General features: G+C 65.4%; 15 protein-coding genes. 2 read left to right on the top strand and 13 right to left on the bottom strand.

Going from position 1 to position 13,487, the window contains the following annotated elements; all coding sequences use genetic code 11:
• Positions 1-230, bottom strand: a 230-nt coding sequence (locus Q319_RS28565; protein WP_245618936.1) for a DUF6444 domain-containing protein, incomplete at its 3' end; no start/stop codon positions are given.
• Positions 231-1,115: 885 nt separating this feature from the next.
• On the opposite strand from Q319_RS28565, the gene Q319_RS0103480 reads away from it, so the two are divergent.
• Together Q319_RS0103480 and Q319_RS0103475 are read left to right on the top strand one after the other, a co-directional pair.
• A complete protein-coding gene (locus Q319_RS0103480) occupies positions 1,116-2,471 on the top strand; it encodes a hemolysin family protein (protein ID WP_029480571.1) in 1,356 nt (451 codons plus the stop codon).
• Positions 2,471-3,766 carry a hemolysin family protein gene (locus tag Q319_RS0103475; protein ID WP_029480570.1) on the top strand — a complete coding sequence of 432 codons (1,296 nt, stop codon included), beginning with the start codon at positions 2,471-2,473 and terminating at the stop codon, positions 3,764-3,766. Before Q319_RS0103480 ends, Q319_RS0103475 begins: the two co-directional genes overlap by 1 nt.
• Positions 3,767-4,036: 270 nt before the next feature.
• Here Q319_RS0103475 and Q319_RS0103465 read toward each other — a convergent pair whose 3' ends face one another.
• From Q319_RS0103465 to Q319_RS0103410, 12 genes are all read right to left on the bottom strand, one after another.
• Positions 4,037-4,393, bottom strand: a complete 357-nt coding sequence (locus Q319_RS0103465) for an antibiotic biosynthesis monooxygenase family protein (protein ID WP_029480569.1) — start codon at positions 4,391-4,393, stop codon at positions 4,037-4,039.
• 113 nt (positions 4,394-4,506) lie between these two features.
• On the bottom strand, positions 4,507-5,577 hold the full coding sequence (cobT, locus tag Q319_RS0103460; protein ID WP_029480568.1) for a nicotinate-nucleotide--dimethylbenzimidazole phosphoribosyltransferase: 1,071 nt from the start codon (positions 5,575-5,577) through the stop codon (positions 4,507-4,509).
• 102 nt (positions 5,578-5,679) lie between these two features.
• On the bottom strand, positions 5,680-6,222 hold the full coding sequence (gene cobU, locus Q319_RS0103455) for a bifunctional adenosylcobinamide kinase/adenosylcobinamide-phosphate guanylyltransferase (RefSeq protein ID WP_034413564.1): 543 nt from the start codon (positions 6,220-6,222) through the stop codon (positions 5,680-5,682).
• Positions 6,219-7,619 carry a cobyric acid synthase gene (locus Q319_RS0103450; RefSeq protein WP_156039152.1) on the bottom strand — a complete coding sequence of 467 codons (1,401 nt, stop codon included), beginning with the start codon at positions 7,617-7,619 and terminating at the stop codon, positions 6,219-6,221. The genes cobU and Q319_RS0103450 overlap by 4 nt, the downstream gene beginning before the upstream one ends.
• Entirely contained in the window at positions 7,612-8,631 is a 1,020-nt protein-coding gene (locus Q319_RS0103445; protein ID WP_029480564.1) for a pyridoxal phosphate-dependent aminotransferase, read from the bottom strand. Before Q319_RS0103445 ends, Q319_RS0103450 begins: the two co-directional genes overlap by 8 nt.
• A complete protein-coding gene (gene cbiB, locus Q319_RS0103440) occupies positions 8,624-9,493 on the bottom strand; it encodes an adenosylcobinamide-phosphate synthase CbiB (RefSeq protein WP_029480563.1) in 870 nt (289 codons plus the stop codon). Before cbiB ends, Q319_RS0103445 begins: the two co-directional genes overlap by 8 nt.
• A 34-nt stretch (positions 9,494-9,527) precedes the next feature.
• Entirely contained in the window at positions 9,528-9,917 is a 390-nt protein-coding gene (locus Q319_RS0103435; protein WP_029480561.1) for a type II toxin-antitoxin system VapC family toxin, read from the bottom strand.
• Positions 9,914-10,156: a type II toxin-antitoxin system Phd/YefM family antitoxin gene (locus Q319_RS0103430; RefSeq protein WP_029480560.1), complete on the bottom strand. Its 243-nt coding sequence runs from the start codon at positions 10,154-10,156 to the stop codon at positions 9,914-9,916. The genes Q319_RS0103435 and Q319_RS0103430 overlap by 4 nt, the downstream gene beginning before the upstream one ends.
• A 49-nt stretch (positions 10,157-10,205) precedes the next feature.
• Complete coding sequence (cobO, locus tag Q319_RS0103425; protein WP_029480559.1) at positions 10,206-10,817, bottom strand: cob(I)yrinic acid a,c-diamide adenosyltransferase; 612 nt, start codon at positions 10,815-10,817, stop codon at positions 10,206-10,208.
• Positions 10,818-10,822: 5 nt separating this feature from the next.
• Positions 10,823-11,707 carry an ABC transporter substrate-binding protein gene (locus Q319_RS0103420; RefSeq protein ID WP_029480558.1) on the bottom strand — a complete coding sequence of 295 codons (885 nt, stop codon included), beginning with the start codon at positions 11,705-11,707 and terminating at the stop codon, positions 10,823-10,825.
• 339 nt (positions 11,708-12,046) lie between these two features.
• Positions 12,047-12,622 carry a histidine phosphatase family protein gene (locus tag Q319_RS0103415; RefSeq protein ID WP_029480556.1) on the bottom strand — a complete coding sequence of 192 codons (576 nt, stop codon included), beginning with the start codon at positions 12,620-12,622 and terminating at the stop codon, positions 12,047-12,049.
• The gene (locus Q319_RS0103410; RefSeq protein ID WP_029480554.1) at positions 12,619-13,353 is read right to left on the bottom strand and encodes an adenosylcobinamide-GDP ribazoletransferase; all 735 of its coding nucleotides are present in this window, start codon (positions 13,351-13,353) and stop codon (positions 12,619-12,621) included. The genes Q319_RS0103415 and Q319_RS0103410 overlap by 4 nt, the downstream gene beginning before the upstream one ends.
• Between the last annotated feature and the right edge of the window lie 134 nt (positions 13,354-13,487).

Below are 13,487 nucleotides of genomic sequence, written 5' to 3'. Positions count from 1 at the left end.
GTGACCGGGAGCGTCCTGATTTCATCAGGATGCTCACTCATTTTGAGCGTCTTGCCGGGATGGCCACGTTGCCCGCCAGAAGAGCGGTTGCTCTTCTGGCGCTCACTCTTGGGGACCCACGGTTTGTCCTGGCTGGGCGGTTGGCTAGAAGTTCGGCTTGTGGCGGCAAGGCGAGCTTCCAGGGTCAGCAATCGCAGTTCAAGCTCGTCAAGGCGAGCTTGAAGGATCAGGCAATTGGGGCAAAGAGCGTTCTTGATGCGCCTACTCTATCTGATTCCACTCCGCAAGTCCCCCTGCTGAGTAGTTACGTGTAGCGGACTGATTCTCTCAGTTTCAGCACTGCCGGACTGCGCTGGGTCCACAGAAGACAGTCATCCCGTGCTGTTCCGCATCCGCGATTCTGCCTTGACCGCCATTGACAGCCAGCGCTCTCGATCAAGCGCGTGAATACGGGGGTGACCCGTAGAGACTGAAGGATGACCCTCCAGCCGAAAGTGCGAGTTTAAGGGCAGTTTACGCGACCCAGAGGGCATTTTTGGCTCTTCACACGCGAGAGGTCGTAGGTTCAAGTCCTATACCGCCCACCAATTAAGACCCGCCCAGCGCGGGTTTTTTCGTTTGTATAGAGCGGTCCACGGTGCCGCGTGCGTAGCGCGTGCGTAACTGCTCAATCCGACGCCACCAGATCAGACAGGTTCAGCGCCCACTTTTCGGGAATTGCTGACCAGCGTGACATTCTCTGCCCAAGACCTCTCCAGCCGTGTGGCAGACTGGCCTGATCTGAAGGGCGAAATCTCGCGATGTCTGATACGGATTCCGTCTGTTTCGTTAACAAACTGGGAAAGCGCCAGTTTGCCAACTCCACGCCCGGAACCCGTTCTTCTCGTTCTCACTCCACTCGGATGTTCATCGTTTTTGCAAACGATTCAATCGGAGTCAGTATCACCTATGTGCGAAGAGACCGCCCGGTCTTCCGAGGCGGTCCATCACTCATCCAGCCAGATGCGGCCCGTTCCTCCACTTGCGTTATGCTCCAGCCACATGTTTCTTCCCAAACCGGACGCCGGTTCTGACTCCCGGCAAGGCACAGCCCCTGAAGGCGGTGCCAGCGCCGTATGAGCCTCGCACTGACCCTGGCCGTCATCCTGATCATGGTGGGCTTCAACGCCCTGTACGTGGCCGCCGAGTTTGCCACGGTGGGTTCGCGCCGCTCACGGGTGCAGGCTGCCGCCGAGAACGGCAACCGCTCTGCCGCCGCCCTGCTGGAGATTCTGAGCGACCCCAGGCGGCTGGACACCTACGTGGCCGCCTGTCAGATCGGCATTACCCTCAGCAGTCTGGTGGCCGGCTCCTTCGGGCAGGCCCGGCTGACGCCGCTGCTGACGCCCGTGCTGGGAAGCGTGGGCGGCAACGTGGCGGCCACGGTGATCGTGCTGGTCTTCATCACCGTCTTGCAGGTGGTGCTGGGCGAACTGCTGCCCAAGACGGTGGCGCTACGCTACCCCGAACGGCTGGCGGTGGCCGTGCTACGCCCGCTGCAACTCAGCCTGCTGCTGTTCCGGCCCCTGATCGCCGTCTTTAATGGCGCGGCCTTCGCGGCCATGCGGGCCTGGGGGCTGAACACGGACCACAGCCACGCCCACGTCCACTCGCCGGAAGAACTGGAAGATCTGTACCGCCAGAGCGCACGCGGCGGCCTGATCGACGCCGCAGAGCGCGAGATGGTCTCCGGCGTGCTGGGCGTGGAGGAACGGGTGGCCCGCGAGATCATGACCCCGCGCGTGCGACTGGTCAGCGTGCCCGCTTCCCTGGGTGTCCGTGAGGCCCTGGCCCGGCTGGCGCAGACCCCCTACACGCGCTTTCCAGTCACGGGTGAGCGCCCGGAAGGCGGCCCGGACGGCAGCAACCCAGACGACGTGATCGGCATGATCCACCTGCGCGAACTCTTCCTGACCGCCGAAACCCGTCCCGACGCCCCGGTCTCCGAGATCATGGTTCCACCGCTGATCGTGGCCGAGGGTCTGAGTGTGCCGCGCTTGTGGCTGCGTCTGCGCGAGAAGGGCCGCCACAGCGCCGTGGTGGTGGACGAATACGGCAGCGTGGCGGGGATCGTCACGCTGGAAGACACGCTGGAAGAAATCTTTGGCGAGATGCAGGACGAGTTTGATCACGAAGACGATCCCGTGACGGTCCAAGGACTGGCGGGACAGACCCAGCAGGTCAGCGTTCGCGGCGACGTGCTGGTAGACACCCTGAATGACCGCTTCGGGCTGCGCCTGCCCACCGACGAGGTGGACACCATCGGCGGGCTGATGTGGCAGGGCCTGGGGCGCTGGCCTGAGGTGGGCGACGAACTGACGCTGGGCGACACCACCCTGCGCGTCGAGGCGATGGAGCGCCGCACGGTGCAGCGGGTGGGCTTCACGCTGGAGCGCGGCGAGGACGACGGCAGCATCGGGGGCGATCAATAGTGCTGACCTACGTTCTGCCCATCGTTATTATCCTGCTGCTGGTGCTGCTCAACGCCGTGTTCGTGGCCGCCGAATTTGCGCTGGTGGCCTCGCGCCGCAGCCGCCTGCTGGTGCTGGCCGAGGGCGGAAGTGGGCCAGCCCGCTGGCTGTATGACCTGACCGCGCAGCTCACCGGCAAGGACCGCTATATCGCCGTGGCGCAACTGGGGATCACGCTGGCTTCTATCGGGCTGGGGATGTACGGCGAACCCGCAATTGCGGCGTGGCTGTACGGCCCCTTCGAGGGCTGGGGGCTATCGTATGCGGCGGCGCACACGGTGGGCTTTATCGTCGCCCTGAGCCTGATCACATTCATGCACGTCGTCTTTGGCGAGATGATCCCCAAAGCGCTGGCGCTGCAAACCCCGGAAGCGGTCAGCGTGCGGGTGCATCCGCTGATGCAGGTCTTTGCCTTCATCTTCCGGCCCATGATCTCGCTGCTCACGGCGCTGGCCCTGGGCCTCATGCGCCTGCTCAAGATCCGCGAACCCGGCGAGGGCGCGCTGCTGTACACCAGCAAGGAACTGAGCATCGTTACCGAGGAAAGCGCCGAGGGCGGCCAACTGGGCGAGCAGCAGCGCGACCTGATCCAGAACATCTTTGCCCTGGAAGACCGCACCGCCGAGGAACTGATGACCCCCCGCCGCAGCGTGGAGGCGCTGTCCCTCTCCGCCCCCGTCAGCGAGATCCTGAATTCGCTCGCCCGTTCGCCCCGCAGCCGCTATCCGGTCTTTGACGGTGATCTGGACAACGTGGTGGGCGTGCTGCATATCAAGGACTTCATCCGGGCGCGCACGCAGGGCCGTTCACTGAGACTGGCCGGGCTGATCCGCCCGCTGCCCAGCGTGGCGGCCAGTTCTCCCGCCGAGGACCTGATGACCCTGTTCAAGCACGGGCGCGGCCACGCCGCCCTGGTGGTGGACGAATTCGGCGGCACTCTGGGCTTTGTCACGATGGACGACCTGATTGAAGATGTCATGGACTCCGGCCCGGAAACGGGGGATCAGTGGATTCTGGTCAACCCCGACGGCTCGTTTTCTCTTGACGGCGGGGTGACCCTGAGCGATCTGCGGGGGGACCACGGCCTGACCCTGCACAGCGACGAGGCCACCACCGTGGCGGGCCTGCTGCTGAACGCCCACGGCACGGTTCCGCCGCCCGGCACCGTGATCCAGATCCAGGGCTACGAACTGACTGCCGAGGCCACTGAGGGTCTCAAGATCACCCGCGTCCATCTGCGCCGTCTGGAAGTATGAAACTCTTTCGGGGCACGGCTGGGATAGGCGGGCATGAGCATCTGGAGCAGCCTGCCTTGCTCGTCCTCGTCGGCCCGAATTTTGACAGAGAGGCGGAGCCGACACCTTTCAAGCGGAGTTCGCATTAAAGGTTTAAATCCTCTACCGCCTATCAAAATGAAACACCGCTCCAGACGGTGCTTTTTCGTTTGCCCACTCGATGCCTATACATTCTGTCCAGGATTTTTCAGAGACGTGACCCCGAACAGAAGAGGCCCACAGGCAACGGCGTCAGTGCATTCCGAACGCTGTGCCCCGAGGCTCGGCAGTCAGGTCAGGGCGGCTGGAGTCCTGAAGGACCTCGTGGATTTCCAGTTTGTTGGGACCGCTGAATGCCTCTTTCGGCAGCGAGCCGCTGCGGGCGTGGCCCTGTACGAAGGCGTCCGAACTGGTCCACGCCTCGAAGGCCGCGCGGCTTTCCCAGAGGGTCAGCACCACGTAGGGATCGCCGGGATTGACCGGGCGCAGCACCTGATTGCTGACGAAGCCGGGCATCTCGTCTACCAGCCGGGCGCGGTCCAGAAAGCGGGCTTCAAACTGATCGGCGTATTCGGCGTGGACGGCAATGCGGTTCATGACGGTGATCATCGGCGGTTCCTCCAGAGGGTGCGGTGCGCAAAGACATGCAGCGGCTAAGGCTGACCAGTACAGGCTAGCGAAAGTGGAGGGGACTGAATGAGAGCGGGGAAAGGGCCGCCGGGTCAGCCCCCGCCCGGCACCCCCGCTTCCTCAAAGGTCCGCATCTCGCGCAGGGTGGCGGCTGCCGCCAGAAGCAGGGGTGCAGCCAGCACACCCCCCGTGCCCTCGCCCAGGCGCAGGCCCAGTCTGAACATCGGTTTCAACCCCAGGGCCGAGAGTTGCGCCGCGTGGCCGATCTCGGCGCACTCGCCTGCCGGGAACAGAAAGTCGCGCAGGGCCGGGGCCAGGGATACGCCTACCAAAGCCGCACTGCCTTCCACGAAGCCGTCCAGTACCACTGCGCGGCGCAGTGCGGCGGCCTGAAGCATCATGCCCATCATGGCGGCGATTTCAAAGCCGCCGAATTCGGCCAGCACGGTCAGGGGATCGGTGGTATCAGTGCGGGCCAATGCCTCACGCACGGCACCGAGCTTACGGGCCAGCGTCACGTCGTCCACGCCTGTGCCCCGGCCTGTCACCTCTGCCGCATCCAGATTCAGCAATCGGGCGGTCAGGGCGGCGGCGGGCGTGGTGTTGCCGATGCCCATCTCGCCGGGAACGATCAGGTCCGCGCCGTTCTCAATGGCCCGCCGTGCCAGCGCGGCTCCGGCCAGGATCAGGCTCTCCGTTTCCTGCACGGTCATGGCGGGTTCAAGGCGCAGATCACGCGTGCCGCGCCGCACCGATGCGCGAATCAGGGCGGGATGGTCCGGCAATTCGGCATTCACCCCGGCGTCCATCACGTAGACCCGCGCGCCCACCGTGCGGGCGATGGCGTTGACGGCGGCTCCCCCCGGTCCAGCGGGCGTGTCGGCCAGGAAGTTCGCCACCATCGCGGGCGTGACTTCGGGCGGGTAGGCGCTGACGCCGCCAGCGGCCACGCCATGATCCCCGGCGGCCACCAGCACGGCCACGCCGCGTGGATGGGGTCTTTCTGTGCCAAAGACGCCCGCCAGTCGCACGGCCAGTTCCTCCAGATCGCCCAGCGCCCCAGCGGGTTTGGTCAGTTGGGACTGACGTTCACTGGCGCGGGACATGGCGGCGGCATCGGCGGACTGGACGGACCCGATCAGGGCTGTTAATTCAGGATGCATGGAACTCCTTGGAGCAGTTGTCATAAAAAGACCATTTTTATGACCGAGCGGAGCGAGTGACTTTGACTGAGCAGGACGGAGAATGGAGTCGCCGGAAGTCTTTTATTCTGGTGACGTAATTCGGAGAACTGCTCTAGAGGGTTTGAGTTGCAGTGGAAGGCCACTCACGAGGAAGATTGCCTCGTCGCTGGCGGCGGCGCAACGCTGATTGACCCAGCCCAGCACGTCGCGGTAACGGCGGGCCAGGGCGTTGTCCGGCACGATGCCCAGGCCCACCTCGTTGGAGACCAGCACGGTCAGGCCGGGGCGGGCGCGGGCGGCGTTCAACAGGTCATCTGCCGCCGCGAGCATGGCCTCGTCGGTCCAGTCCAGAAGCAGCATGTTGCTGACCCACAGGCTCAGGCAGTCCAGCAAAATGGTGTGCGTGGAGGCGTCTTGCATAGCTTGCGGCACGTCCAGCGGTTCTTCCACCGTCGTCCAGTGGGCCGGACGGTCTGCGCGGTGCCGCCCGATGCGCGTGGTCATCTCGGCGTCAAACGCCTGCGCGGTGGCGAGGTAGGTCACTGCCCCCCCGGACGCGGCGGCGCGGGCCTCGGCAAAGCTGCTCTTGCCGCTGCGTGCGCCTCCGGTGACGTACAGGATCACAGCAACCCCCGCACGAACTCCCAGTCCAGACTGGCGCGAACCTGGGTGGCGATGGCGTCCAGGCGGGCGTCCAGACTGTCCAGCCCAGCGGGTGAGGCCAGACCCGCCCAGCCCAGGAAGCGTTCCAGATAGGCTGAATTTTCCAGCAGACCATGCAAGTAGGTGCCGCGCACGTTGCCCGCACGCCACAGCAGTTCCGGCGCGAGTTCCTGCACGCCTGGGCCGGAGTGCGTCCGTCCGTGGTGAATCTCGTAACCGCTCAGGCTCAGGCCGGTTTCGGCGTCGGTCACGGTGGTCAGGCGGGTGGTCTTGTCGGCGGCGAGGTTGGTGACAAGGTCCAGCAGGCCCAGGCCAGGAACCTCCCCACCGCCCTCTACCTGGTGTGGGTCACTCAGGGTCTGGCCCAGCATTTGCAGGCCGCCGCAGATGCCCAGCACGGGAACGCCCGCGTGGGCCGCCCGCGTGACCGCCGCCGCCAGCCCGGAGGCCCGCAGCCAGTTCAGATCGGCGGCGGTGCTTTTGCTGCCGGGAAGGATGATGGCCCGCGCACCTTCCATTTCCGCAGGCGTGGTGACCCAGCGGGCCAGCGGTCCCAGCGGCGCGAACTCGTCCAGATTGGACACGCGCGGCAGGCGGGCGATGGCGACGAAGCCCTCCTCCCCACCCACAGGCTGTTTCTCGGTCCAGAACCCGTCCTCTTCGGGCAGGGGAATATCCAGCATGGGAACCACGCCCACCGTCGGCACCCCGGTCTGTTCCTCCAGCCATTCGGGGGCGGGCGACAGCAACCGCGCGTCGCCCCGGAAGCGGTTGAGGATGAAGCCCTTCATCAGTGCGCGTTCCTGCGGCGTCAGGCAATGCCACGTTCCCAGCAGGTGCGCGAAGGCCCCGCCCCGGTCAATGTCGGCGGCCAGCAGCACAGCGGCCTGTGCTTCCCGCGCCACACGCATATTCACGATGTCCGATTCACGCAGGTTGACCTCGGCGGGGCTGCCCGCACCCTCGATGACCACCACTTCATACTGGTCCAGCAGGCTGTGCAGGGCCTTTTGAACGTGGGGCCAGAGGTACGGTTTGCGTTCCCGCCAGCCCAGCGCGGTCAGTTCGGCACTGGCGCGGCCCAGCAGCACCACCTGCGAGCGGGTGTCGGCCTCCGGCTTGAGCAGCACGGGATTCATCCGCACGTCGGGGACCACCCGCGCCGCCTGGGCCTGCACCAGTTGGGCGCGGCCCATTTCCAGACCCGCCGGGGTCACGCCCGCGTTGTTGCTCATGTTCTGGGCCTTGAAGGGGGCCACGCGCACGCCCTCGTTGGCCAGGATGCGGCACAGCGCCGCCGTCAGGTAGCTCTTGCCCGCGCTGCTGGTGCAGCCCTGAATCATGATGGCTTTACCCATAAGTGTCCTCCAGAACAGCTTTGAGCGCTTGGATGAGCCGCGCATTCTCCTGCGGTCTGCGGGTGGAGACGCGAATGCGCTCAGGCAGGCCGTAGCTGGCGCAATCGCGTACCCGGATGCCGAGCTTGAGCAACTTTGCCGCCACCGCCGCCGCATTCCCCACTTCTAGCGTCATGTATGGCGTGCCGTGACGCTCCACCGGGCCGAGAAGGCGCAAAGCAGCGGCCAGCGCCTCTGCCTCCTGTCGCACGCGCGGCAATGTTTCATCCAGAAATCCTCTAGCCTCCGGCAGCGCCGCCAGGACCGCCGCCGTTCCCGCCGGAACGTGCCACGCGGGCGCGAGGTTGTCCAGTCGGGCGACAACTTCCGGCGCAGCCAGAGCGTAGGCGGGACGTGCGCCCACCAGCCCATGCGCCTTGCCGGGTGAGAGCAGCCGAATCACGGACGCTGTGCGCGGGATGCTGGATGCGGGGAGAAATGGCGCATACGCCTCGTCCACGATCAGCAGGGCATCGGCAGACGAGCAGGCGGCGGCGAGGGCTTCCAGTTCGCCTTCTGTAAAGCGGTGGCCTGTGGGGTTGTGCGGATGGCCGATATACACCAGTGAAACGCCGGGCTGAATCTCGTTGAGGACGGTTTCGGGTGTGGGTACGCGCACTTCTACCCGGTTCAACGTGGCAGCGCGGGCCAATTCTCCGAAGGGGGCGTGAACGCTGAGCAAGATGCCACTGGGCGGCAAATAAGCGCGGACGATGCGGTGCAGCAGATCGGATGCGCCCACCGCCAGCGCGACTTCTGGAGGGGAAACACCATGCCACGCGGCCAGTCGCTCCCTCACCGCGCGGTAGGCCGGATCAGGATATTGGGTGTGATCGGCTTCCCGCAGTGCCCGCACCAGCGCCGGATTGGGGCTGTAGGGATTGGTATTCACGCTGAAATCCAGCCCCGTGAAGGCTTCGGAAGTGGGTCCGCCGTGACGGATGCGGGGAATGAGGGGCGGCAATTCAAGCATGTTGTTTCCAGGGCAAGAGCAAGAACAGGGTTGCCAGCGCAAAGGTGCGGCGGGCCAGCGTCAGAGCGCGGGGCAGGTCTGCCGCTTCCGGCACGTGCCCCCCGGCGTTCAGGACGTACACGCCACGCTTGTCCAACCGGACGCCCAACGCTCCGGCAAAGGCGCTCATGGGATGTCCGGCATTGGGGCTGGCGGTGTTGCGGCGGTCACGCGTCCATACGCCTAGGCCGCGCCCACCAGAGGCCAGCAAAGTACACAGCGCGGTCAGGCGGGCCGGGGCCAGATTGAATACGTCGTCGGCGTGGGCAGCCACCTTCCCGACGTGTTCCAGCTCCGGGGTGCGGTAGCCCCACATGGCGTCGGCGGTGTTGGCATAGCGGTAAAGCGCGGCCAGCGGCAGCCCGCCCACGCGAAAGCACAGCAGCGGTGCAACCACGCTGTCCGACAGGTTTTCCGCCAGACTTTCTATGGCCGCGCCCGCCACCTCTGCCGCCGTCAACTCGGATGTCTCGCGACTGACCAGATGCCAGGATAGGAGGCGTCTTGCTTCTGGCAGATCATCCCCAACCAGAGCCGCGTGAACCTCAGCTACCGCCGCGAACAGCGCCCGCCGCGCCAGCAACGGCTTCAGGAGGATGCCCTGTGTGATCCAGCCGCCCGGTAGATGCTGGGTCAAGTGTCCGACTCCAGCCGAAGCCCCCGCACCCAGCGCCCACCACATAGCCCCCTCGCGCAGTTGCTCAGAGGGTGTTTCGGCCCTCCACCGTTTCCGGGCTGCCTTGAGGTAATTCCCCATCCAGACCACCGGATGAAATGGCGTGGGTGGTTCGCCCAGCAGATCCAGGGCGAGGGCCAGCAGCATGGATTTTTGCCTGCTGCTCACGCTTCAGCCGCGATTAACGCAGAATCGGAGCCTGGGCAAACCCGGTGATATGGCCGTCCAGTGTGACCAGCCGCAACCCTTCCTCCAGTGCCTGTGCCACCAGCATCCGGTCGAAGGGATCGCGGTGCGCCCATTCCAGCGCCCCCGCGCGGATGGCATGTGCGGGCGAGATGTCCAGCACGTCGGCCCCCAGCCGGGCGGCGACGGCGGGAAAGTCGGCCAGCAGGGAGGCAGCGCTGGGGAGCTTGCCCATGTGAAACTTGATGCTCAGTTCCCAGGCCACCACGGCGCTCAGATAGAGGGTGTGTTCGGATGAGCGCAATTGCGCCGCCAGGGAAGCTGGGAGCTTCGGATCGCCTGCAACCAGCCACACCAGAATGTGCGTATCCAACAGCAGCCTCACTCCCAGTCCGCCAATTCTTCCTCACTGAGTGGACGGAGTAGCTCGTAGTTTTCCTCGTCGCTGAGTTCCACCGTCCCGGCCAGAAAACCAAACTCACGCTTGCGGGCCGGGGCCAGTGGCACCAGCCGCGCGTAAGGCTTACCCGCCTTGGCAAGAATAATTTCCTCGCCCAAGTGGGCGCGCTCCACCAGACGCGAGAGCTGGGTCTTTGCAGCATGGATATTGACGACTTCAGACATAGACCAAGCTTAGTCCAGTCCAGCAGCCGAATGGTGAATGACCCGTGCCTCAATACTCAATCCCGGTCTGCGCCCCGATCCCTGCCGCGTAAGCGTGCTTCACCGGATTGATCTCGCTCACGGTGTCGGCCAGTTCCACCAGTTCGGGCAGGGCGTCGCGTCCGGTGATGACGATGTGCATCTTCGGATCGCGGGTTTTCAGCACGGCCTCCACCTCCGGCCAGGGCACCCAGCCGAATTTGAGGGGATAGGTAAACTCGTCCAGCACGATCAGATCGTGTTCCCCTGCCTCAATCGCGGCCCGCGCCAGTGCCCAGCCGTGCGCGGCCATCTCTGCCGAATTGTCCAGATCGCGCGAACGCCATGTAAAGCCGTCGCCCAGGCCCTCGTAGGGCAGGCCCAGCGCGTCCATCGTGCGGTGTTCGCCGAATTTGGCGTTCTCGTGTTTCAGAAACTGGAACATGCGTGTGGTCAGGCCGCGCCCATGCGCCCGCATCATCAGGCCCAGTGCGGCGGTGGTCTTGCCCTTGCCGTTGCCGGTGTTGACGATCAGCAGGCCGCGCCGCCCCTTGGTAATCCCCTCGGCTTTCTTGTAGTTGTCGCGGTCTGCCTGCAACTCGCGCATGGCGGTCTCGCGGCGGGCGGCGGTGGCCCCGTCCATGTCGGTCACTTCAGGGCCTCAGGGTGGATGTACTTGATCAGGGCGCGCAGGGCGGCGGGCAGGCGCGGGCCGGGGCGCGAGATGGCGTCACCTTCCTCAGAGGTGGGGTTAAAAATCTTGCCGCTCTGCACCGCCTTCAGGTTGGACCAGCCGGGGCGTTTGGCCGCCTCCGCCAGCGGCAGTCCCACCATCACCTGCGGATTGGCCTTCACGATCAGTTCGGGGTCCAGCTTGGGAAAGTCGCCCAGCGCGGCAGGCACGATGGTCTGCCCGCCTGCCCGACTGATCAGCGCACCGATAAACGAGTTGGGGCCGACACTGTACGGCGTGGGATCAATCTCGTAGTAGGTGCTGACTCTGGGCAGCTTTGCTACGCTGGCCTGAAGGGTATTCAGCTCGGTTCGCATCTTCGTGATCAGGTTCAGCGCCCCGGTTTCATGGTTGGTCAGCTTGCCCAGCACGGCGATCTTTTCAAAGACCTCGTTGTAGGTCTGGGCGGTGCCGCCGTACACGGTCAGACCTGCCGCTGCCAGCTTCTCGGTCAGGCGTGAGCCGGAGGACTCGTCGCCCAGCACCAGATCCGGCTTGAGGGCCACAATCGCTTCCAGATCGGGCTGGAAACCGCTCCCCACCTTTGGCAGTTTGTCGGTGATGGCCTTCGGGTAATTGCTATACACGTCAATCGCCACCAGCTTGCCCCCCGCGCCGATGGCGATCAACGTTTCGGTGTGGCTGGGCAGCATGGCGATGATCCGCTTCGGCTCGCTGTTCAGCGTGACCTTGCGCCCCAGATCGTCGGTCACGGTCAGGGGGTAAGAGGTGGCGGCGGCAGTGGACAGCAGGGCAAGGGTGGACAGGGCAAAAACAGATTGAACAGAGAATTGGCGCATGTGAAACTCCGGCTTGCGTGTGGGCGGCAGCGGAAGCGGGCGACGCAGCAAAGAAAAAGCCCGCTCCAGCCGGGGGCCAGAGCGGAAGCGCGCGTGGGCAGGCCACGGGAAATTCGGCACTCAGAATGCGGCCCTCTGACGGCGAGAGGTGCTGACTTAAAGAATAAATTCAGTAGAGTCAGCGTCCCTGAGAGGCATTCGGGCTTCACCACAGCTCTGTTGTTTTGACAGAGTGGCATACCGTTGCGCGACAGCGCCGGAATCTCACCGGACTTCCCCTTCCCCAGGTGCGCGCAGGTTAGCAGAGCGGAACGGTGGGGAGGCGGGGTTGCCTTGTCTTCAGTTGCCCCGTGCCTGCCGCAATTCCCGCAGCCACCAGTGCCCTTCCGCCCGTTTGAGAACGGCCACACCACCCGGCGCGATCTCGGCGGCGCGTAGGCCCACGCACAGGCGCAGCGCGGCCAGCAGTGGCCCAGCGTGGGTGAAGGCGATCACGTCACCGTCTTGCGGGAGTTGGGTCAGCCAGTTCTGAACGCGGGCGTGAAAGGTGCGGCCCGTTTCGCCTCCTGGCGGGCCAGCCTCACTTTCAGGATCACCCAGCGCGTCTATCCAGCCGCGCGGTTCCTCGCCAAACTGCGCCTCCAGTTCGGCCCAAGTCTGTCCGGCCATCACGCCAAACGCCGCCTCGGCAAGTGCGGGGGCGGCGATGCAATGGGGAAATCCGGCCAGTTCTGCCGTCTGTCTGGTTCTCAGGGTTGGGGAAGTGTGTGGGGTAGCGTGCAGCGGCAACCTCAACCCGGCAGCCACCGCACGGCCTTCCGGCGAGAGCGGCGCGTCCTCGTTTGCGTGTGGGTAGCGGCGCTGGGCGTTCGGCGCAGTGGCAGCGTGGCGAACCAGAGACAGCGTGAGGGTCACCCTCGGCCCCAGGCAAACGCACACAGCGCGGCCAGTTCCGCCGTGACCACGATCATGCCGTAGATGTCCCCGCTGAGGCCGCCGCCCAGCCGCCGCGCGCTGAAGGACGCCACCCCCAGGCAGGCCGCCAGCGCCGCCAGCCACGCGATCCACGCTCCCGGAAACAGCAGTGTGGGCGCGGCCAGCAGCAGCGCCACGCCCCAGCGCCCCTCGCGCGAGCGTGCGCCCAGGGATTCGGCGCGGGCCGCCGGATACAGGTTCATGGGCAGCAGTAGCAAAGTGCGTGCGGAGACGGCGGCAACCAATGGCGCGTACCACGGAATTGGCGCAGCCAGCAGGCTCCACAGCGTCAGCAGGGCCAGCACGCCAGTCGCCAGCCCGAAGGCCCCCACATGCAGGTCACGCAGAATTTCCAGGCGCTGGGCCGGAGTTTTGACTGCGAACAGGGCGTCAGCGCTGTCCACCAGACCGTCGAAGTGCAGCATCCCGGTGATCGCCAGCCACGCGCCCACCGCCAGCGCGGCCACCACGCCGCCGGGCAGGGGCTGCCCCAGCCACAGCAGCAGCGAGACCAGCCCGCCCACCGCGTAGCCCGCCAGCGGGTAATACGCGCTGGCCCGCGCAAAGTCGCCGTCCCGCACTTCTTTGATGTGCGGCAGCGGCAGGGTGGTCAGAAATGTCAGGGCCAGATGGGCGGCTTGCAACTGGGACGAGAAACCCCGCTTTCTCACCCCGCCCACCGCCCCATTCCGCGTGGAAAACCGGGTTGCATGGCGGTCAGGCTAGCGCTTCTGCCTGTGGTTATCGGTGCAGCATTGAACTCCTGCCAGCTTCGGGTCTAAACCGCGCTGGCAGGAGTTCAAGT

Origin of the sequence: Deinococcus marmoris DSM 12784, assembly GCF_000701405.1 — a bacterium.
Lineage (GTDB): Bacteria > Deinococcota > Deinococci > Deinococcales > Deinococcaceae > Deinococcus > Deinococcus marmoris.
This window is presented reverse-complemented; position numbering and strand designations above follow the sequence as displayed.

Coding starts and splice junctions, on each gene's coding strand:
- Q319_RS0103480 (WP_029480571.1), top strand. CDS start 1,116: ATGAGCCTCGCACTGACCCTGGCCGTCATCCTGATCATGGTGGGCTTC.
- Q319_RS0103465 (WP_029480569.1), bottom strand. CDS start 4,393: ATGATCACCGTCATGAACCGCATTGCCGTCCACGCCGAATACGCCGAT.
- cobT (WP_029480568.1), bottom strand. CDS start 5,577: ATGCATCCTGAATTAACAGCCCTGATCGGGTCCGTCCAGTCCGCCGAT.
- Q319_RS0103450 (WP_156039152.1), bottom strand. CDS start 7,619: ATGGGTAAAGCCATCATGATTCAGGGCTGCACCAGCAGCGCGGGCAAG.
- Q319_RS0103445 (WP_029480564.1), bottom strand. CDS start 8,631: ATGCTTGAATTGCCGCCCCTCATTCCCCGCATCCGTCACGGCGGACCC.
- cbiB (WP_029480563.1), bottom strand. CDS start 9,493: ATGCTGCTGGCCCTCGCCCTGGATCTGCTGGGCGAACCACCCACGCCA.
- Q319_RS0103430 (WP_029480560.1), bottom strand. CDS start 10,156: ATGTCTGAAGTCGTCAATATCCATGCTGCAAAGACCCAGCTCTCGCGT.
- cobO (WP_029480559.1), bottom strand. CDS start 10,817: ATGGACGGGGCCACCGCCGCCCGCCGCGAGACCGCCATGCGCGAGTTG.
- Q319_RS0103420 (WP_029480558.1), bottom strand. CDS start 11,707: ATGCGCCAATTCTCTGTTCAATCTGTTTTTGCCCTGTCCACCCTTGCC.